The organism is Porphyromonas loveana, assembly GCF_003096695.1.
Lineage (GTDB): Bacteria > Bacteroidota > Bacteroidia > Bacteroidales > Porphyromonadaceae > Porphyromonas > Porphyromonas loveana.
The window spans coordinates 31,651-51,620 of sequence record NZ_QEKY01000016.1; the positions used below are offsets into that span (position 1 = coordinate 31,651).

The 19,970-nt window shown below is 51.4% G+C and carries 19 protein-coding genes and 1 pseudogene; 2 read left to right on the forward strand and 18 right to left on the reverse strand.

Features of this window, described 5'->3' with window-relative positions:
* Window positions 1–17 precede the first annotated feature (17 nt).
* The 6 genes from surE to cobC form a co-directional block, all read right to left on the reverse strand.
* Window positions 18–788 (reverse strand): 5'/3'-nucleotidase SurE, encoded by a 771-nt coding sequence (gene surE, locus C7382_RS08555; protein ID WP_116679872.1) that lies wholly within the window; start codon window positions 786–788, stop codon window positions 18–20.
* Window positions 785–1,345 (reverse strand): FKBP-type peptidyl-prolyl cis-trans isomerase, encoded by a 561-nt coding sequence (locus C7382_RS08560; RefSeq protein ID WP_116679873.1) that lies wholly within the window; start codon window positions 1,343–1,345, stop codon window positions 785–787. The genes surE and C7382_RS08560 overlap by 4 nt, the downstream gene beginning before the upstream one ends.
* Window positions 1,342–2,889: a glycine--tRNA ligase gene (locus C7382_RS08565; protein ID WP_116679874.1), complete on the reverse strand. Its 1,548-nt coding sequence runs from the start codon at window positions 2,887–2,889 to the stop codon at window positions 1,342–1,344. Before C7382_RS08565 ends, C7382_RS08560 begins: the two co-directional genes overlap by 4 nt.
* Before the next feature lie 178 nt (window positions 2,890–3,067).
* Window positions 3,068–5,650 (reverse strand): zinc-dependent metalloprotease, encoded by a 2,583-nt coding sequence (locus tag C7382_RS08570; RefSeq protein WP_116679875.1) that lies wholly within the window; start codon window positions 5,648–5,650, stop codon window positions 3,068–3,070.
* Window positions 5,651–5,697: 47 nt separating this feature from the next.
* On the reverse strand, window positions 5,698–6,162 hold the full coding sequence (locus C7382_RS08575; protein WP_116679876.1) for a hypothetical protein: 465 nt from the start codon (window positions 6,160–6,162) through the stop codon (window positions 5,698–5,700).
* A 48-nt stretch (window positions 6,163–6,210) separates the two neighbouring features.
* On the reverse strand, window positions 6,211–6,744 hold the full coding sequence (cobC, locus tag C7382_RS08580) for an alpha-ribazole phosphatase family protein (RefSeq protein ID WP_116679877.1): 534 nt from the start codon (window positions 6,742–6,744) through the stop codon (window positions 6,211–6,213).
* Between the two features lie 1,133 nt (window positions 6,745–7,877).
* Between cobC and eno the strand changes: the two genes are divergently transcribed.
* Both eno and C7382_RS08590 read left to right on the forward strand, forming a co-directional pair.
* A complete protein-coding gene (gene eno / locus C7382_RS08585) occupies window positions 7,878–9,158 on the forward strand; it encodes a phosphopyruvate hydratase (RefSeq protein WP_116679878.1) in 1,281 nt (426 codons plus the stop codon).
* A 225-nt stretch (window positions 9,159–9,383) separates the two neighbouring features.
* Entirely contained in the window at window positions 9,384–10,901 is a 1,518-nt protein-coding gene (locus tag C7382_RS08590; protein ID WP_116679879.1) for a potassium/proton antiporter, read from the forward strand.
* Here C7382_RS08590 and uvrB read toward each other — a convergent pair.
* From uvrB to C7382_RS08650, 12 genes and pseudogenes are all read right to left on the reverse strand, one after another.
* Entirely contained in the window at window positions 10,898–12,931 is a 2,034-nt protein-coding gene (gene uvrB, locus C7382_RS08595; protein ID WP_116679880.1) for an excinuclease ABC subunit UvrB, read from the reverse strand. The two genes, C7382_RS08590 and uvrB, sit on opposite strands and share 4 nt — an antisense overlap.
* 180 nt (window positions 12,932–13,111) lie before the next feature.
* Window positions 13,112–13,936, reverse strand: coding sequence for a translation elongation factor Ts (gene tsf, locus C7382_RS08600; RefSeq protein WP_116679881.1), 825 nt, complete (start codon window positions 13,934–13,936; stop codon window positions 13,112–13,114).
* Between the two features lie 135 nt (window positions 13,937–14,071).
* Entirely contained in the window at window positions 14,072–14,917 is an 846-nt protein-coding gene (gene rpsB, locus C7382_RS08605) for a 30S ribosomal protein S2 (protein WP_116679882.1), read from the reverse strand.
* 117 nt (window positions 14,918–15,034) lie between these two features.
* Window positions 15,035–15,421, reverse strand: a complete 387-nt coding sequence (gene rpsI, locus C7382_RS08610) for a 30S ribosomal protein S9 (protein WP_116679883.1) — start codon at window positions 15,419–15,421, stop codon at window positions 15,035–15,037.
* A 9-nt stretch (window positions 15,422–15,430) separates the two neighbouring features.
* Window positions 15,431–15,886: a 50S ribosomal protein L13 gene (gene rplM / locus C7382_RS08615; RefSeq protein WP_116679884.1), complete on the reverse strand. Its 456-nt coding sequence runs from the start codon at window positions 15,884–15,886 to the stop codon at window positions 15,431–15,433.
* A 390-nt stretch (window positions 15,887–16,276) separates the two neighbouring features.
* Window positions 16,277–16,567 (reverse strand): DUF1905 domain-containing protein, encoded by a 291-nt coding sequence (locus C7382_RS08620; RefSeq protein ID WP_116679885.1) that lies wholly within the window; start codon window positions 16,565–16,567, stop codon window positions 16,277–16,279.
* Window positions 16,564–17,001 (reverse strand): RNA-binding S4 domain-containing protein, encoded by a 438-nt coding sequence (locus C7382_RS08625; protein ID WP_116679886.1) that lies wholly within the window; start codon window positions 16,999–17,001, stop codon window positions 16,564–16,566. Before C7382_RS08625 ends, C7382_RS08620 begins: the two co-directional genes overlap by 4 nt.
* A 50-nt stretch (window positions 17,002–17,051) precedes the next feature.
* Window positions 17,052–17,609: an aminoacyl-tRNA hydrolase gene (gene pth, locus C7382_RS08630; RefSeq protein ID WP_116679887.1), complete on the reverse strand. Its 558-nt coding sequence runs from the start codon at window positions 17,607–17,609 to the stop codon at window positions 17,052–17,054.
* Between the two features lie 121 nt (window positions 17,610–17,730).
* Window positions 17,731–18,306, reverse strand: a complete 576-nt coding sequence (locus tag C7382_RS08635; protein WP_116679888.1) for a 50S ribosomal protein L25/general stress protein Ctc — start codon at window positions 18,304–18,306, stop codon at window positions 17,731–17,733.
* A gap of 410 nt (window positions 18,307–18,716) precedes the next feature.
* Window positions 18,717–19,106, reverse strand: coding sequence for a hypothetical protein (locus C7382_RS08640; RefSeq protein ID WP_116679889.1), 390 nt, complete (start codon window positions 19,104–19,106; stop codon window positions 18,717–18,719).
* A complete protein-coding gene (rpoE, locus tag C7382_RS08645; protein ID WP_116679891.1) occupies window positions 19,103–19,630 on the reverse strand; it encodes an ECF RNA polymerase sigma factor RpoE in 528 nt (175 codons plus the stop codon). The genes C7382_RS08640 and rpoE overlap by 4 nt, the downstream gene beginning before the upstream one ends.
* 187 nt (window positions 19,631–19,817) lie before the next feature.
* A pseudogene (locus C7382_RS08650) lies at window positions 19,818–19,970 on the reverse strand (IS5/IS1182 family transposase); the annotation flags it as partial.

Genomic DNA, 19,970 nt, shown 5'->3' on the forward strand with positions numbered 1-19,970 from the left:
AGGTAAGAACGAAGAGGTCAGATGCCTTCGTTGATGAGTCGCTCCAACTCCGGCAGATAACGCCGTGAGGTCATATTGAGTTTGATGGGAGACAGGGTGACGTAACCGGCACGCATGAGCTCCAAATCACCTTCTACGGTTCCTTTATTGATCTGTCTGCCCGTCATCCAGTAAACGGCATTGCCTCGTGCGTCTTCAGACGTCATGAATTCGTCCACGAAGCGCCCGTCTGTTACCATACATACTCTCAGTCCCAATGGTTTCCCCTGGGGTACGTTCATGCTCAGCATGGTATCGTGAGGTAGTCCGTTCTGTAGTATCATACGGCTCACACGTGCGGCGTATGCCGTGGCATGACTCATGTCACAGATTTCGCTGTGGTCGTCCAGTGAGACGGCCAAGGACGGCACATCGCTCACGCATCCCTCCATGGCTGCTCCTACAGTGCCGGAGTAGATCACGCAGATCCCGGCATTGTTGCCGTGGTTTACTCCTGTAACCAATAGGTCAGGCTTGCGCTCTTTGAATATGGTGTTCAGAGCCAACTTGACGCAATCCGCAGGTGTGCCCGTGCAGCTGTAAATGGTTACTCCCTCCTCGCGGTGTCGTAGTTTGAGTTTGATGGGGAGTGTGGAGGTGATGGCGGCCGAGGCTCCTGAGCGAGGACCGTCCGGAGCCACTACTGTTACATTGCCCAGAGGGCGAAGTGCTTCTGTCAGCTCACGGATGCCTTGAGCTCTGAATCCGTCATCATTGGAGACTAATATCTCGATAGACTCTTCTTTCATTTTTTTGCTGCTTCTTCGTCGATGATATCGTCGAGTTTTACGATGAAGCGGAGTGCTGAATAGGTGGGAATTGCAACGAGGTTAGCTCCAGAAGCCGGAACACCTTTTTCTCCGTAGGCCAGATACCATGGCACAACAAATTCGCATTCATCGCCCACAACCATATTTTGCAGGGCAATTCTAAAGCCCATGATGCTCTTGTCGTTTTCGTTGCGGTAGAGCGTGAATCGTGCTGGTGTTTCGGAGTCGTAATTGCCCTCCACGTATATATTCCCCACCACACGGTAGAGCTGGTAGTGTACCTGTACACGCGAGGTTGCTATCGGATTGACGGTGCCGGTTCCGTGCTGTTTCCAGCGCATATAGACATAGCCTGTGGAGCCACTCACCGAAACTTTCTTGAAGTCGGTGCTGTCGGCATAGGCGTTGAATGCTATTTCATTCTCACGTCTGCGCAGTTGTTCTTCGTCGGCACTCTTTTTACAAGAAGTAAAGAAGAGGGTGGAGCCGAGTAAGAGTAGCTGAAGAGCGATGATGATATTCTTCTTTGTTTTCATAATTCTATTCTTTTGAGCAAGCTTTTGAGGCTTACATGTTCCGAAATAATGCTATTCAGGCGGCTGATCTCTACTCGCTCTTGTTCCATTGTGTCGCGATAGCGGATGGTCACGGTATTGTCTTCGAGCGACTGATGGTCCACCGTGATACAGAAAGGCGTACCGATGGCATCTTGGCGACGATAGCGCTTGCCGATGGAATCTTTCTCGTCGTACTGACAAGCGAAGTCGAAACGCAGATCGTGTACGATCTCACGAGCTTTCACGTCCAGACCATCCTTGCGCACCAACGGCAGGACAGCCAGTTTGACGGGGGCGAGTGCTGCAGGCAGTCTGAGCACGACACGCGTCTCTCCATTGGAAGTTTCTTCTTCGCAGTAAGAACCGAAGAGGATGGTCAGGAACATTCTGTCCAAACCGATAGAGGTCTCTACCACGTAGGGTACATAGCTCTTGTTCAGCTCAGGGTCGAAGTACTGGAGCTTCTTGCCGCTGAACTGCTCGTGGCGTGAGAGGTCGAAGTCCGTACGGCTGTGTATCCCTTCGACTTCTTTGAAGCCGAAAGGCATCTCAAACTCAATGTCCGTCGCGGCATTGGCATAGTGCGCCAGCTTGTCGTGGTCGTGGAAACGGTATTTCTTCTCCCCGAAGCCAAGAGCCTTATGCCACTGCATCCGGAGGTTTTTCCACTTTTCGAACCACTGTAGTTCCTCTCCCGGACGTACAAAAAACTGCATCTCCATCTGCTCGAACTCACGCATACGGAAGATAAACTGACGGGCTACGATCTCATTACGGAATGCCTTTCCGATCTGGCAGATGCCAAAGGGGATCTTCATGCGTCCTGTCTTCTGGACATTGAGGAAGTTGACAAATATGCCTTGTGCAGTCTCGGGACGGAGATATACTTTCATCGCACCGTCGGCCGTGGAGCCCATTTCGGTGGCAAACATCAGATTGAACTGGCGCACTTCCGTCCAGTTGCGTGTACCACTGATCGGGCACACGATTTCGCAATCGAGGATAATCTGGCGTATTTCGTCCAGATTATTGTCGTTGAGGGCTGCGGTGAATCGTTCATGTATCTCGTTGCACTTTTGTTGGTACTCGAGCACACGAGTGTTGGTGGCGCGGAACTGGGCTTCGTCGAAGGCTTCGCCGAATCGTTTTGCAGCCTTGGCCACTTCCTTGTCGATCTTCTCTTCGATCTTGGCTAAGTAATCCTCTACGAGTACATCCGCACGATAGCGTTTCTTCGAGTCCTTATTGTCGATGAGTGGATCGTTGAAAGCGTCCACGTGTCCCGATGCTTTCCAAATGGACGGATGCATGAAGATGGCGGAGTCGATGCCGACCACATTGTCATGCAGGAGGGTCATGCTCTCCCACCAGTATCGTTTGATGTTGTTTTTGAGTTCTGATCCGTATTGGGCATAGTCGTATACTGCAGCCAAGCCGTCGTATATCTCAGATGAAGGGAAGACGAAGCCGTATTCCTTGCAGTGGGAAACTATTTTTTTGAAGAGATCTTCCTGTTGTGCCATGTTGTCCTATTCAGTGATTCTTGTCGAATTTGCAACGTTTTATCACGCGAAAATAGTCTTTTTTATTCGAATTTGGTGCCAAAAATAAATCCGCCGACACTCAATCGAGATGCCGGCGGATAATAATTTGTGATCAAAAAAGCTGAAAAGCTCTTTCAGCTTTGCTTGAAATCAACTCTTACTTGGTCTTCATCAGACGCTCCAGACGCAGAAGTTGGTAGTCGTAGAACGAACGATCGGCTGCATTGCTCGTAGCTCTGCGGGTGCGATAGATCGTTTGTACGCGCTTGAGCTGTTGCAAGAGCAGAGGAGCGATCACTTCGCTGGGAGCATTCTTTGAGAACATCGTCAGACGGAAGAAAGAGTTTTCGCCCTCGTCAGCTACATGGTGGTGACCGCTGCAACCCAATGCACAGGGGAGATTGTCTTGTTCCATTTGAGCCGCCATGGCATCGAACTCATCCGACAGACGGCGCACACTGTTCTGACTCTCAGTAGAGAGACCGCTATAGGCCGACATGAGGTCGATGGCTACATTCTGGATGTTGCGATCAGCATCGGTCAGGTTGCCTTTCACTTCGAAGATAGAGGCAATCAAGTCATTGGCGTAGTCCGTGAGCTTGTACATATTGGGTTGTCCGGATTGCTCTGCCTCGTATATTCTACCGAGACTGCCTGGGTTGAAGAGTGCAGCTACCATAGCTTTGCCCAGCACGTCCGGCATCGTTGACGTCTGCTCTATTTTGTTTAAGAAAGTCGGTTCGGCAAGCCATTGGCGATAAGTACGAGCTTGATTGAGCAGCCATTCCATGGCTTGGCGTTGCTTGTCCTTGGTGATGAAGCGGCGAGAGAGCGTATTGGATTCTCCCTGACGGATTTCGAAGTGTTCTACCCCCCCAATATAAGGCATAATGTGTCCTACGTGGCGGTAGTATTGGTACATGAGTTGTTCGTGCATATCACGCACGTCATCGTAGCGTGCATCCTTGTCGAGGAGCCACTTGTCCATGTTTTTGGCTATGATTTTGAGGTTGCTGATGGACAAGTCACCTGCACGGAAGTGGTCGTTACCGAGGTCTTCCGTTTGGTCGGTGGGGTCGATCGTGTAAGGGAACTGTTGCGCTCCGAAAGTATACATGGCGTTATTTTTCTTTTCGGCGATCCACGCATTCAGAGTAGATTTTTCTTCCTCCGGAGTTTTTGCGCCGGGGATCAGACGGTAGGCCCAATTGATGGCGTAGATGTCATATACGCCGATAAGCGGCGGAGTCAGGCGTACGCCACGCTCCAAGTCGCCCGGCTGAGCCACGAAGTTGTTACGGGCATAGTCCATGATGCTGGGCGTAGTGCCGTATTTCTGTGTGAACTGCGGGTCGCGGAGGTTGTCGATGGTGAAGGAATAGCTGGCACCCATATTGTGCATGAGGCCGATCGTGTGACCTATCTCGTGGGCAGCCACATAACGGAGCGACTCGCGCATCACATCATCATCGAATACGGCTTTGCGCACGCGGGGATCCACAGCACCGGTCTGAACGAAACGCCAGTTGTGTACGAGAGAGAGAACGTTGTGATACCAGATCACATCCGCGCAGATGATCTCGCCACTTCTCGGGTCCACGTAGCTCGGTCCCATGGCGTTGGCTGTGGCTGTAGTCGCATACTTGAAACAGCTGAAGCGGATATCGTCCGGATCGAAGTCGGGATTCTCAGCCTTTGTGGGATAGTCCTTGGCGATGATTGCATTCTTGAACCCGGCTGCCTCGAAAGCAATGCGCCAGTCTTCGATGGCCTGTTTGATGGTTGCGCGCCACTTGGCAGGGAAGGCAGAGTCTACATAGAAGATGATGGGCTTTATCGGCTCTACGAGTTCGCCGCGCATATAAGCTGCGCTGTCCTTGGGTTGGAGGTCCCAGCGGTGAATGAGCTTGTAGGATTCTACTTTGTCCTTCTCCGTGCTGAAGAACTGACGGTATGAATTAAAAAATCCCACGCGGTTGTCTTGCAGACGCATACGTGCCGGCTTCTCCGGCAGGAGTAGGATGGATCGTTGCATGATGAGCGTATATGGCTCGGAGTAGGGTTGTGTCTTGAAAGTGAGCATGCTCTTGATCTCCACGTTGCGAGGGAAGCTCTTCACCTCCGTTACTGTGCTGGCAGAGGGGTCGAGCATACCTTTGATCACATTGGCATTCTGCACCGTAGGGGGGAGGATAGTCAGTGGCGTGATGCTCTTCTCATCTTCGCGGAAGAATTTGGTCACGTCTACCAATACCACACCATTCTTGGTGTCAACGATGGGGAAAGCTTTGAGTACGGGGTCGAGGAAGTTTTTCTTGAACGACGGTACGATGGGATCATCTTCACGTACGACGGCTCCTACTTGGCCTCTGTGCAGATATACATTGGCACTGTCGCGTGAGAATTTGATCAGGAAGGGATCGGTACTCATCTGTCCTGCTACGGCTTCGCGCGTGTCGCTTGTGGCTGCTACGCGGCTGCTGAGGAGATAGTCTCTCTTGAATGCCGAGTCGGGCATGGCGAAGAATACTTCGTTTTTCTTCGTGAAATAGACGGTGAAGGGGCCTTCGCTCTTGGTGGCTCCAGTGATTGCTTGGTCAAATTTGGATTTCTGGGCGGACGCTTCTTTGGCAGGCTTCTTTTTCTTCGATCTGAAGAAATAGTCGCTCTGCGCCTCGGCCGTGAAGGTCGGCAGGAGACAGGCGATAGCCAGACAGGCGGTAAAGAATCTTTTGTTCATACTTGATTATTGTTTGATAGTAATTGTATTCGAATCGTATTGAGAGTCTATTTCTTGCGGAAGAGTCGGACAAAGAAACGCACGATGGCGTAGCCAAATCCGACGACAAAGAACCAGCCGATTGCCAGATCCCACGTATTCACGCCCTCGCGCATCACTGTCATCAGTCCGAAGGCTACAAACGTGAGACATATGAGCGGAGCACTCCATGAACCGTTGCGATCCATGAAACCTGCATAGCGCATTGCCTGTTCGCAGGGGATGCGGCCTTGCTTGTGACCGACATAGACGGCAGCCTGCTCAGCCAAGGCGAAACAAAAAGCCACGGCACCACTTATGTGGAAGAATAATTCCATGCTTGCAGGCCGTATCTCGGCATTGAAATCTCCCAAGAGCATGCCGGTAAAAGCTACGGCAAAGATCAGAATGCCGAGCCAATAGAGGTAGAAGCGAGGTGTCAGAGGCTTCCCTTTGGCAGATTGTTTATTTGGGCCGAGGGCTTTCCTTTTCATTTTCGATATGACAATGTGTGGTGTCGTATGTTTAATCTCTTGGCGTCTTTATATTGTCAGCTCCGTCAGGGAACCAAAAGGAGGAAGAGAAGCGAAGGCACTCTCCAGCGTACAATACCCTGCCAATGTGCGTGCACAGTTGATGACGCCGCCGTGGCAGAATATGAGGATGGAGCGGTATCCCGCCTCTTTCTTCTCCATGATAAAGTCTCGGACGCGTTCGTATTGCTCGCGTTGGGACTCCCCTCCAGGTACCGGTTCGTCAATATATCGTCGGAAAAAGGCTTCGACGTCCGTCGTGTCCAGAATTTCCTCCCAGGGCTTGCCTTCCCACTCTCCAAAGTTCATTTCTTTGAGTCGATCATCGCGGATCGCATCAGGATAACCGATGAAGGTCGCCAACTTAGTAGCCCGTTGTAGAGGACTTGTGTAAACGGCCTCTGGTTTAAGTCCTCGGAGACGAGTTGCAGCCTGGGTGGCCTCTTCTTCGAAGGTTTCACGTACGTCCACATCCGTGAACCCGTAGCAATGTTCGTTGCCGTTGAGTAGTACGGAGGTGTGGCGCATCAGATATACTTTCATTCGTTGTCGCTTTGTGGTCAGATGGTGTCGCTTTTCGCCTCGTGCAAAGATAGTAGAATCTGTGTGCTTTGTAAGCAAGGAGCATTGAGTTCCGATTCGATCAATGAGTGCTGACTATTCCGAAATGTTGACCCTTAAGCCTTTTTCGGTTGATGCCGTTTGGCTGGGAGAGATCACCTCGAGGGTGGATATGAAGATGCGGAGCTACACCTCGAATTTTTCCGCTTTTCTGCCGATCGTCCAGCACGCTATGTGCGAATGAAAGTTGAGCAGGGCCAAATCAAGAATTATTTCCTCTTCACGGACGAAAATCATCGTGGAGCATAATCGTGTCTGAACAGGGGGTGGATGAGGAATAGGCCAATCGTATCTCGCGAGGGGTGAGTCTCACTTTTTCTTACCTTTGCAATCTGACCGGCAGCTCAACGACACGTAAATAACTGAATATCAGAGCAGGCTAACGGAAAGAACAAGAAATAATATGTAATAAATGAAAGCAATGATGAATAACAAACACTTGTATATGGCCGATAGAAGCCCCCTCCGTCTCTCTCCTCCCCTTTCGATAGTACCGTGGCAAGGCATCAGCGCTTGTCCGAGTGTCTATATTTGTTGTTTCTCTGCCGATGAATAAGATGCCATAATCTCCCGAAACTCATAGCTGAAAGCCTCCAAGTCCCCGTTGCGTTCGTGCCTGAACGCAACGGGGACTTTCCGTTTTTGCAGCTTCAAATGCCTTTCGGAGGGTGCAAACTATATAAAGATGACATCTGAACTTTATAAATATCAAATGCAATGATTATTATAATCAGAAACGATCTTTATAAAGGTTGAATCCAAAAATTATAATCTTCATCATCCATAGTCGGAAAGACAGCTTTTTCGACTTTTCAAATTTCCTCTCCGACTTCGTTTCCCCTCCCGAACGACCTGCAAAAAGCGGCTTATTTAGAATGAATCTAAACGGCTCTTCGGTGTTGAAAACTTTTTTAGCACCAGAAAAGCGGCGAAACTGATGGCCGGATTTCTCCCCGAGAGATCGCTAATAGCGTCGTTTAGTGGAAAATAAGGTGTACTTTTGTGCCGCATTAGAGATACAGAGTAATCAATCCTTAATAATAACAGAGTAAAAGATGGAAATAGTAAAAATCGTTGGTAGAGAGATTCTCGACTCCAGAGGCAATCCCACAGTTGAGGTAGATGTTCATCTGGCTTGCGGCGTGATAGGCCGTGCAGCCGTTCCCAGTGGTGCATCCACGGGCGAAAACGAAGCTATCGAGCTGCGCGACGGTGACAAGAAGCGTTACCTCGGCAAGGGTGTGCTCAAGGCAGTGCAGAACGTAAACGAGGTGATCGCACCTGCTCTCTACGGCATGTCTGTGCTGGAGCAAACGGCCATTGACCACAAGTTGCTGGAGCTGGACGGAACCAAAACCAAAAGCAATCTCGGAGCCAATGCTATGCTGGGCGTTTCGCTGGCCGTAGCCAAAGCTGCTGCCGCTTATCTGGATATCCCCCTCTATCGCTATATCGGTGGTACGAATACTTATGTGCTGCCCGTGCCCATGATGAATATCATCAACGGCGGATCGCACTCGGATGCTCCTATCGCATTCCAAGAGTTTATGATTCGTCCCGTAGGTGCCGAGAGCTTCCGCGAGGGGCTGCGTATGGGTGCCGAAGTATTCCACGCACTCAAGAAGGTGCTCCACGACCGCGGTCTGAGTACGGCTGTGGGCGATGAAGGTGGTTTCGCTCCTGCCCTCAACGGTACTGAAGATGCCATCGAGTCGATCCTCCAAGCAGTGAAGGCAGCCGGATACGTGCCCGGTAAGGACATTACGATCGCTATGGACTGTGCTTCGTCTGAGTTCTTCAAGGACGGTGTATATGACTATACCAAGTTCGAAGGCGAAAAGGGCGTGAAGCGCTCCATCGACGAGCAGGTGGCTTATCTGACCGAACTTGTGGCCAAGTACCCCATCGACTCTATCGAGGACGGTATGAGCGAAAACGACTGGGAAGGTTGGAAGAAACTTACGGCTGCCCTTGGTGACAAGATTCAGCTCGTGGGTGATGACCTCTTCGTTACCAATGTGGAATTCCTCCGTCGTGGTATCGCAGAGAAGTGCGGCAATTCGATCCTGATCAAGGTGAACCAGATCGGTACGCTGACCGAGACGCTCAACGCTATCGAGATGGCTCATCGTCACGGCTTCACCAGCGTGACTTCTCACCGCTCGGGCGAAACGGAAGATGCTACCATCGCCGACATCGCTGTGGCTACGAACTCAGGACAGATCAAGACCGGTTCGCTCAGTCGCACCGACCGTATGGCCAAGTACAATCAGTTGCTCCGCATCGAAGAGGAGCTTGGTGCTCGTGCCGTATATGGCTACCAGCGCGTGAAGTAATACCCTCGAATAGTATCGGCTTTCCCCTATAAGCCGCAAGAAATAGCTGTGTCGAAATGGAAGTTTCGGCACAGCTTTTTTGTGCCGAGTGCTCATTTTTCTTTCACGTTAGAGGTAAAAGTGTGCAAAAAAAGCCTCTGTTTTTATTATCTTTGTGGGCAACGGTTCCGAAAACCTGCGGAACATAATGTCCAATTTCTCACGACAAACAACGCATAACGAACAATGTTAACGACAGAACACTTCCTCCTTTTTGCTTCGATAGTGCTCTTTGCCGGTATTATGGCCGGGAAGATCGGGTATCGATTTGGGATACCTGCTCTTTTGATCTTCCTCTTTACCGGTATGCTCTTCGGCGTGGACGGATTCGGATTCCGCTTTTCCAGTCCGGGGGTATCGCAGTCTGTCGGTATGATTGCCCTCTCGATTATCCTCTTCACCGGTGGTATGGATACGCGACTGAAGAAGGTGCGTCCGATTGTTGCCCAAGGTCTGATCCTCTCGACTTTGGGCGTTTTGCTTACGGCACTATTGGCAGGCTTCTTTATCTTCTGGCTTAGCGGTACGGCCGTGGCTTCGTACGTCTTCCCGCTATCGACAGCTATCTTACTGGCATCTACGATGGCGAGTACGGACTCTGCCTCGGTTTTCGCTATTCTACGTTCGCAGAAAATGCAGCTCAAGGAGAATCTGGCTCCTACGCTCGAGCTGGAGAGTGGTAGTAACGACCCGATGGCCTATATGCTCACGATAGCGCTGATAGACTTTATCACAACCGGGCAGAGTGGCCCTGGTCCCATCATTTTCTCATTCGTTATGCAGTTTGTTGTGGGTGGTTTGTTGGGCTATCTGATGGGGCGTTTGGCTGTGTTGGTGCTCAATAAGATGAATATTCACAATGATACGCTATATCCGATCACATTGCTTTGCGCTGTCTTTTTCACCTTTGCGGGGACTACACTTCTGCAAGGCAACGGCTATCTCGCCGTGTACATTGCCGGTATGGTGGTAGGGAACAGCCGGGTGATTCACAAGAAGAGCATCAATACGTTTTTCGACGGTCTTACCTGGTTGGTACAGATCGTTCTTTTCATCCTGCTTGGCTTACTTGTCAATCCTCGGGAGATGATGGAGTTTGCTCCTTTCTCTCTCGTTGTGGCGATTTTTATGATACTGGTGGCGCGACCTTTGGCAGTTTATCTCTGTTTGCTGCCCTTTCCCAAGATGTCGTTTCGAGGTAAGACTTTTCTCAGTTGGGTCGGCTTACGTGGTGCAGTACCGATCATTTTTGCCACTTACCCGCTGGTGGAGGGAGTCCCTGGTGCGGAAGCCATGTTCAATGTGGTCTTCTTCATCACCATTATCTCGTTGCTTGTGCAGGGAAGTACCATCACGCAGGTGGCGCGTTGGCTCAAGCTCGACATTCCTTCTCCACCGACAGGTAGTTTGTTCGGAGTGGAGATACCCGAGGAGACGGGTACGAAACTGGAAGAACGGGTGGTAGAAGCCTCAATGTTGTCCGAGGGTGATTTGCTGATGAACCTCTCCCTCAAAGACGAAGAGCTGGTGATTCTTGTGCGACGAGGCGAGGGCTATCGTGTCCCGAAAGGACGTATGCACCTGCAAGTGGGGGATGTGCTGCTGATCGTATCGGAAAAGAACTTGAATAAGATAGAAGAGTCGGTGCAAGAAGAGAATCCGACTCTCTTCCGAAAGCTGAAGCGAAGACTCCTGCCTCGTTAGGCCATCTCTTCCAGTTTCTTCTCTAAACGCGAGGCTTCGTCTCGGAGTCGTGCTGCTTCTAAGAAGTCCAATTCCTTGGCTGCGGCGAGCATTTGTTTCTTGGTCGTGGCTATCAGGGCTTCCAGCTTGGGGCGCGTCAGATAGGCTGCCAGCGGGTCGGCCGCCATGGTGCCGGACGTTTCGATATAAGCGCCGCTTTCGGCGGGTGCCGAAGCTGTCGAGATATCCCCATCACCCCAAATGGCCGCGCTGTTCTTGACGATCTGTTGTGGCGTGATGCCATGCGCTTCGTTATATGCCAGCTGCTTGGTGCGGCGTCGTGCCGTCTCGTCCATCGTGAGCTGCATACTCTCCGTAATCTTATCTGCATAGAATATGACACGACCGTGGATGTGTCTGGCAGCTCGTCCTGCAGTCTGCGTGAGCGAGCGATGCGATCGTAGAAAGCCTTCTTTGTCGGCGTCCAAAATGGCAACAAGCGATACTTCCGGCAAGTCGAGTCCTTCGCGGAGTAGATTCACCCCGATCAGCACGTTATAGGTTCCTTTGCGCAGGTCTTCCATGATGCGGACGCGCTCTAACGTATCCACGTCGCTGTGGATATAACTGGTCGAGATGCCGTGACGCAGGAGGTACTCGCTCAACTCTTCGGCCATGCGTTTGGTGAGTGTGGTCACGAGAACACGTTCTCCTTTTTCTATGCAGCGAGTGATTTCTTCCATGAGGTCATCGACTTGGTTGGCTGTCGGTTTTACGTCGATGATGGGATCGAGCAGACCTGTGGGGCGGATCAATTGCTCTACGATTACCCCTTCGCTTCTCGTTAGTTCGTAGTCGGCAGGGGTTGCGCTGATATAGAGGGTTTGAGGCGTGAGTGATTCAAATTCGTCGAATCGCAGCGGACGATTGTCCAAGGCCGCGGGCAGGCGAAAACCATATTCCACCAGATTCTCCTTGCGTGAACGGTCGCCGCCATACATGGCCCGTATCTGAGGGATCGTGACGTGACTCTCGTCAATAACGAGGAGGAAGTCCTCGGGGAAATAATCCAACAGACAGAACGGACGTTCACCGGCCGAACGGCCATCGAAGTAACGAGAGTAGTTCTCGATGCCGGAGCAGTATCCCAGTTCGCGGATCATCTCTAGATCGTAGGTGACACGCTCGTACAGACGCTTGGCTTCGTACGGCTTGCCTATCTCTTTCAGGAAGTCCACCTGACTACCCAGATCTACATCTATGAGGCCGACGGCACGATCGACTTGCTCTTTGGTCGTGACAAATAAGTTGGCCGGATAGATCTTCAACTCTGAGAGGAGTCCGTTTTCGCGTCCACTGCGCGGATCAAAGGTGCTGATGCGCTCGACTTCACCATCCCAAAACTCCACCCGATAGGCTACGCCGTCGTAACCTTCGACTGCCGGGAATACATCTACAGTATCACCTTTGACGCGGAAGTTGCCACTGTCGAACTCTACTTTGTTATTTGTGTAGTAGCTTTCTACCAAGAGTCGAATGAAGCGATCTCGGTCTTCACGCTGTCCCGTGCGGAGGCTGATCACCTTTTCGGAGAAAGCTTCGGGATTGGCCATACCGTAGAGGCAGGATACCGAGCTGACTACGAGTACATCTTTGCGGCCGGAGAGGAGCGAAGCAGTAGCGCGGAGTCGTAGCTTTTCTATCTCTGCGTTGATGGCCATATCCTTTTCTATATAGGTGTCGCTCGTTGGCAGGTAGGCTTCGGGTTGGTAATAGTCGTAGTAGCTGACGAAGTACTCGATGGCATTCTCGGGAAAGAACGCCTTAAACTCCCCATACAACTGTGCCGCCAAGGTCTTGTTGTGGCTGAGCACCAGTGTCGGCCGATTGATTTCTGCCACGACATTGGCTATGGTAAAGGTCTTACCCGAGCCGGTTACACCGAGCAATGTCTGCGCCGGATAACCTTCATGGATGCCTTCCACCAATTGGCGGATCGCTTCCGGTTGATCGCCCGTGGGCCTGAATCGTGATGTCAGCTTGTAATCCATCTGTCCTTGTCTCCCGTTCTTATTACTATTTATACAAAGATAAACCTCTTTCTCCTTCACAGCATTCCGATGTAGAAGTCATATTCTCTCATTTTTAAGGTCTGCATAAAGCAAAAACGGCTATGCCCCGATACCGGAGCATAGCCGTTTTATTGGTGACAGCCGAGTGGCTGCGAGTGATTAGTCAGCGTTGAGTGTGAAGCGCTTGAAGCCTACTACTGTCAGCGTCTTGCTGGCAGTGTGGAGATACTGCTCGATAGTCAGCTTGTTGTCCTTAACGAACTCTTGCTGCAAGAGCGTATTTTCCTTGTAGTACTTCTGTAGGGCACCTTGAGCAATACGATCCAACAGATTTTCGGGCTTGCCTGCTTCGAGAGCTTTTTCGCGAGCAATCTGCAATTCTTGGTCGATGATGTGTTGATCTACCTGCTCTGGCAGTACAGCCACGGGGTTCATTGCTGCAATCTGCATGGCGATGTCACGAGCCATCTGATGATCGATCGTTTCGTTGAAAGCAGCTACCGTAGCCAACTTGTTACCCGGGTGGATGTATGATACTGCAGCTGCGCCACTGATGAACTCATAGCAGCCGAGCTCCATCTTCTCACCCGTTACACCGATGCGGTCTGTGATGTGATCGGCGATCGAACGTCCGTCAGCCATAGGCAGAGTCAGAAGGTCTTCCTTTGTTGCGGGCTTCTTGTCCATGGCTACGTTGAGGATATTTTGAGTCAGCTCGATGAATTCGGCATTCTTGGCTACGAAGTCGGTCTCGCACTTGAGTGCTACGACTGCTGCATATCCGTCCTTATCAGCCGAAAGCACGCAACCTTCTGCTGCTTCACGGTCAGAGCGCTTGGCCGCTACAGCCTGTCCTTTCTTACGAATGATTTCCATTGCTTTCTCGAAGTCGTTGTTTGCTTCTTCGAGAGCACTCTTGCAGTCCATCATGCCGGCACCGCTCATCTTGCGCAGCTTGGCAATGTCTTGAATTGTTACAGCCATTGTTTGTCTATAATGAATGGGTTATTTTGTTCAGAAAAAAGAAATGAGCTACGAGTGATAAACCATGAGTTTGTTGTCCTGCTCACAGGGCACTCATGATTTATAACCCATAACTCATAAACTCATGTGTGCCGCTTATTCTGCGCTTTCTGCTGCAGGAGCTTCTTCTTCCGCCTCGGGAGCTACGTTCGCTTCTTCGTCTTCATTCTGACGAGGACGGCGAGCACCGGCGCGGGTACGGCGTTCACGGCGAGGAGCCGCTTCTTCCGTTTCTTCCTCTTCGGGCTTCACAGCCTTGCGCTCCATCAGACCTTCGCTGATAGCTTGGCACATAGTACCTACGATCAGTTCGATAGCTTTGAGAGCGTCGTCGTTAGACGGGATGATGTAGTCGATGAGAGAAGGATCGCTATTGGTATCCACCATGGCAAATACGGGGATGCCGAGGCGGTTAGCCTCACGAACAGCGATATGTTCTTTCATCACGTCCACTACGAAGAGGGCAGAGGGCAGACGGTTCATTTCGGCGATAGAACCGAGCGTCTTCTCCAGCTTCGCACGTTGGCGGGTGATCTGCAACTTTTCGCGCTTTGAAAGATTATCAAATGTGCCGTCAGCCGTCATTTTGTCGATTTGGGTCATCTTCTTCACCGCCTTGCGGATGGTGGGGAAGTTGGTGAGCATACCGCCCGGCCAGCGTTCTACCACGTAGGGCATTCCTACAGACTTGGCCAATTCGGCGATAGGTTCTTTGGCTTGTTTCTTCGTGGCAACGAAGAGGATCTTCTTGCCATTCTTAGCCATACCCTTAATCACTTCGGCTGCTTCTTCTATTTTAGCAACTGTCTTGTGCAGGTCGATAATATGAATATCGTTGCGCTCCATAAAGATGTACGGAGCCATAGCCGGGTTCCACTTTCTCTTGAGGTGTCCGAAGTGAGCACCGGCTTCTAATAATTGGTCAAAAGAAATTCTTGACATTTTCGTTTACGTTCTTTGTAATGTTACTACTTGCAATCCAAGATCGGTAGAGCAAGCCCCGAGGGCTACAATCCGATGGATTTAGATACTAAACGCGAGAAAAATCCAATAAGGAGATTAACGCTTGCTGAACTGGAATCTCTTACGAGCTTTGGGACGTCCCGGTTTCTTACGTTCTACAACGCGAGGATCGCGAGTAACGAAGCCTTCGGCACGCAAAGCCGGTTTGTCTTCCGGATTGATTTTGATCAGTGCACGGGCGATAGCCAGACGAGCAGCTTCGCTCTGTCCCTTGAACCCACCACCACGCAGGTTGATCTTGATGTCGTACTTCTCAGCTACTTCCAGCTTGAGGAGGGGCTGCTTAACGATGTACTGCAAGATAGATGACGGGAAATACCGTTCGATCTCGCGCTTGTTGATAACGATCTTGCCGGAGCCTTCGCTCACATAAACACGAGCCACAGCTGCCTTACGTCGGCCTATTGCATTGATATAGTCCATAGCTGTCGATTATTTGAGTGAGTTAATGTCCAACTGACGCGGCTGCTGAGCCTCTTGCTTGTGCTCTGTGCCAGCATACACGTACAGGTTACCAATGATTTTGTCGCCCAAGCGGTTCTTGGGGAGCATACCCTTTACGACCTTACGGAAAAGTTGTTCGGGGCCTTTGTTCATCAGATCACGCGGAGTGAACTGACGTTGTCCGCCCGGGTAGCCCGTGTGGCGGTGATAAATGCGACCATCCCACTTGTTGCCAGTGATGACGATCTTGTCTGCGTTGATAACGATCACGTTATCGCCACAATCAACATGCGGGGTGAAGTTGGGCTTGTATTTGCCGCGCAGGAGCTTTGCGATCTTGGCACACATGCGGCCAAGGGTCTGTCCTTCAGCATCTACAATGACCCACTCCTTCGTAACAGTTGCTTTGTTCGCAGAAATGGTCTTGAAGCTTAAAGTATCCACTGCTTGTTTTTTGTTTGTTTGTAATTAACCGTTGATCTTCTTTTCGATGCGATTATCCGATGCATCTGGAGCTTTACGCGCGGACACTGAGCTGCTCCTTTCGGACAAAAACACACTGAAAATCAAATCGTTCGGCACCATTTGATAATAATCAGCGCGGCAAAGGTACGTCTTTTTCGGTAATTTTCGCTCATCTTCCTCTGCCTGTATTATTCTTTTTGTCTTGTCTCTCTTGTTTTGTTGTGCGATTTGCGAATAGAATCGGGCAGAAGAGGGTGATGAAATGGCGCCAAGTCCGCAGGTATAACAGCTCGACTACACCTATTTATATATAGGGCAACGTGCGAGCCGGTGGGGGAAGAGGTAAACGGAGAGGCAGGACTTTCCTTATCAGATGGCGAGGAGTGTCACGTGGACATAGTCGCCGGGCTGCTTGCCGATGGCGCGACGGATGTCTTGCCGCAGTCCCAATATGTGGCAGGGGAGACCCATGCGCACGATAGAGCCGGTGTAGGGGTGTCCGTCGAAGGTGGCAGCCACTTTCACGCGCCCCTTGCCATAGACCGCTTTGACATCGACCGGTATCTCAATGTAGGCCGCGTCCATGTCCGGTACTTTGTGGATGAGGGCGTCAAATTCGATCAATCCCTGTCCTTCAATCTCTTGTGGAGTCTCTTTCATTCGTCGGCGAAATCATCTTCGTCCCAGTCGAAGGATTCGAACGAAAAGTCTTGGTCGGGCATTGCTTCGCTGAACTGTTCCAATTCACGTCTGTCGCGTTTGGTGGGACGACCGGACCCTTTGGCTCTGTCCACAAAGCCCGATATGCGCTGCAACTCCAGTATCTCGTACTCTTCGGGTGGCGTGATGTTCTCCAAATAGTCCTTCACCAACTTGGCTCCCATGCGATTCTGTGCTAATGCCAGGATGCGGAACGAGTAGGTCACCGGTGGCTTGCGCACTTGGATGACGTCGCCCACACGCACCACGCGGGACGGCTTGGCCGGTTGTCCGTTGACGGTCACCCTGCTCTTCTTGCAGGCATCTGTGGCGATGGTGCGGGTTTTGAAGATGCGTGTAGCCCACATCCATCGGTCTATTCTCACTTCGTCCATTGTCTTTGTGTCGGTGTAGGAGTCTTGATAGGCAGTGTAGGGTGGGGCGGTTAGTTGTACTGATTCATCGTCCGCTGTATGCCCGCAAGGCAGAAGCTCTTGATGATCTCCACGGCGCGCTTGGTCACTTCGGGGAGCTTTTCTTCCTCTTCGGCTGTGAATCGGCCGAGTACGAAGTCGATCTGTCCGCCGCGAGCGAACTCATCGCCCAGGCCGAAGCGCAGACGGGCATAAGCTGTGGAACCCGTGACCTCGGCTATGTTCTTCAGCCCATTGTGTCCCGCATCGCTCCCTTTCGGCTTCAGTCTCAGCGTGCCGAAGGGTAGCGCCAGATCGTCCACCAGTACGAGTACTTGCTCCAGTGGGATGTTTTCGTGCTGCATCCAGTAGCGCACGGCGTTGCCACTCAGGTTCATATAGGTGGAGGGTTTGAGTATGATCAGCTCCGCGCTCTTGACACGCATGCGTGCGATGGCACCGTAGCGGGCTTCGGCAAACTGTGCTCCGCCGTCTTCGGCCAGCGCATTGGCCATCCTAAAGCCTACGTTGTGTCGCGTGCCGTTGTATTCTCCTCCGATATTACCCAGGCCGACGATCAGGTATTTCATGCTCTATGCTGTCGTATATGCAGAAGAGCCGCCTCCGCTGCCCCGTATGGATGGGGGATGCCGGGGCGGCTCTTCTTCTGATGGCAGGGTGGCAGAGACCACCCCGATATGGGATTCCTTGTTACTTCTTCACTGCTGCACCACGAGCCGCACGAGTCAGCTTCACGGCACATACTACGGCGTTCTTTGCATTCATGAGCGTGAGGCCATCGAAGTTGAGTTCGCCCACCTGCATTGTCTTGCCGAGCTGAAGATTGGATACGTCGATCGTGAGCTTTTCGGGGATCTTGTCATAAGAAGCTTTCACCTTGAGCTTACGCATTTCGAGGCTCAGCTTACCCCCTGCCTTCACCCCTTCGGCGTGGCCGGCGAGTGTAACGGGCACTTCGATTACGACAGGCTTGTTCTCTTCTACTTTCAGGAAGTCGATGTGTAGGATACGGTCCGTAACGGGGTGGAACTGGATTTCCTTCAAGATAGCCTTGTAGCTGGCACCACCTTCTATCGTAAGCTCTACGAGGAAGATCTCGGAAGAGTAGATGAGGTTACGTACATCGTCCTGTGATACTACGAAGTTCACTCCTTCGCCTTTGCCACCGTACATGATGGCAGGGATCAGATCTTCTCTGCGGATGGCTTTGGCAGCCTTCTTTCCGAACTCGGCACGAGGTGTGCCGTTGAGTTGAAATGTTTTCATTTTCTTTCTTTTTGTGTTACTCAAAATTAGTCTTGTCCTAATTTCCCATCACACCTGCCGCCTTGAGCCGGAGGCTATGAGTCATCAAAAACGCTGCAAAGATAATCAAAAATAGTACCCACGGATGATCTCTCCAGCGATGCTGTTCGCGATTCTGCTTCCTTGCGATACGATAATTGCTTGTCCGGGTGTTTGATTGCGCGTAAATCCCTCATTTTCCTGCGCCAAAAAGTGGCGAGTTCTCGCGCATAATTTTTAGAGAAATGGCGCCATTTTCAGTAAAAATACGCGCCAAATCAAAAATGAAATGGCGCGTGTTTGTTCGTAGAATAGGCGCGGTTTGTCGCCGCTTTTCGGCGCATAGAAAACGGAAGAGTGCTCTTCGCTCCTCCGAGGACTGTGCCACGGGCTTATTTCTCCTGCTTCTTGATCGTGCGATAGTGGTCGTAGAGTAAGAACCCGAAGAGGGCGATCACGACAAGGGCAATGAAGGGTGCTTCGGTTATCCAGCTGCCAAAATTCTCCACTGTATTGGTCCAGACAGCCTTGTCCGGCGACCAGTCTTTCGTCTCAATGCTGCTGAATAGGCCCCGCTTGCCGAGGAAAGCAAAGAGGGCTACAGCCAATGCGCATATACCGCCGATGCTCAAGGCGAAGGCTCGATGGCTGCGCCGTTCGCGCTTGGCCGCCTCTTGTCGTACGGCACGCATCACATCGTATTGGAGTTTAAGCCCCGACGGTTGCTTGGGTAGCTGATTGAAGAGGTCTTTCAGCTTCTTATCTTCGATATTCTGTTTCATCCTTTTATCATTTTGTGGAGTTTGGTGCGAAGTCGGTGGAGCTTCACTTTCACATTGCTCTCCGACATGCCTGTGACGGTGGCTATATCGCGTACGGACAAGTCATCCGAGTAGAACATCAGCAGTAGTGCCTTGTCGTTTTGGGGGAGGGCGTCGAGTGCTTGCTGCAGCTGCTCCGGAGTGGTGTCGTCCGGCAGCTCCGACGCTTCGTCCTCTACGTCCGGCAACTCCTCTGTGCGCCCCGTGACGAGGCGGCGACGACGGCGCAGATGGTCGATGGCCTCATTGTAGCCTATGCGATAGAGCCAGGTGGAGAAGGTGCTGCGGCCGTCGAATCGTCCGATATGTCCAAAGGCTTTCACCCACGTGTCCTGTAGCAGATCGGCAGCATCGTCTTCGTCCTCTACCAAGCGTCGTATGAGCGTGTACAGCATGTCGCTGTATCGCTCTACCAGCGAGCCGAAACTCTCGGTGTCGCCCGCCTGCACGGCGCTGATGTAGTAGCTGTCGGGGTTTTTCTCCATCTCATTGCTTAGACGCAGATGCATCCGTTCGGTTACAGTCCGGCGCGGATTTTTTCTCCCAAACGTACACCAATTCTCTTATTCGGCACCACAATCCGCCTCTTTTTCGTCCGGCTGCCCGCCTCTTGTTCCCGATTCTTGACTTCCCGTCCGGGGGTGCATAGGCGTACCCTTATATAGTCATCCCTTAAAAAGCATTGGCAAGTGAGAAGTCATTCATCGATGGTCTCTCGCTTAGCTTTTCGCTTATTATTTTGAGCAGGTGCAAAAGAGCCTTCATGGCTCTTTTGAAGTTGTAAGCAGCAGCTGCCAATAGGATGTTCACAGCATCCCCTGCCAC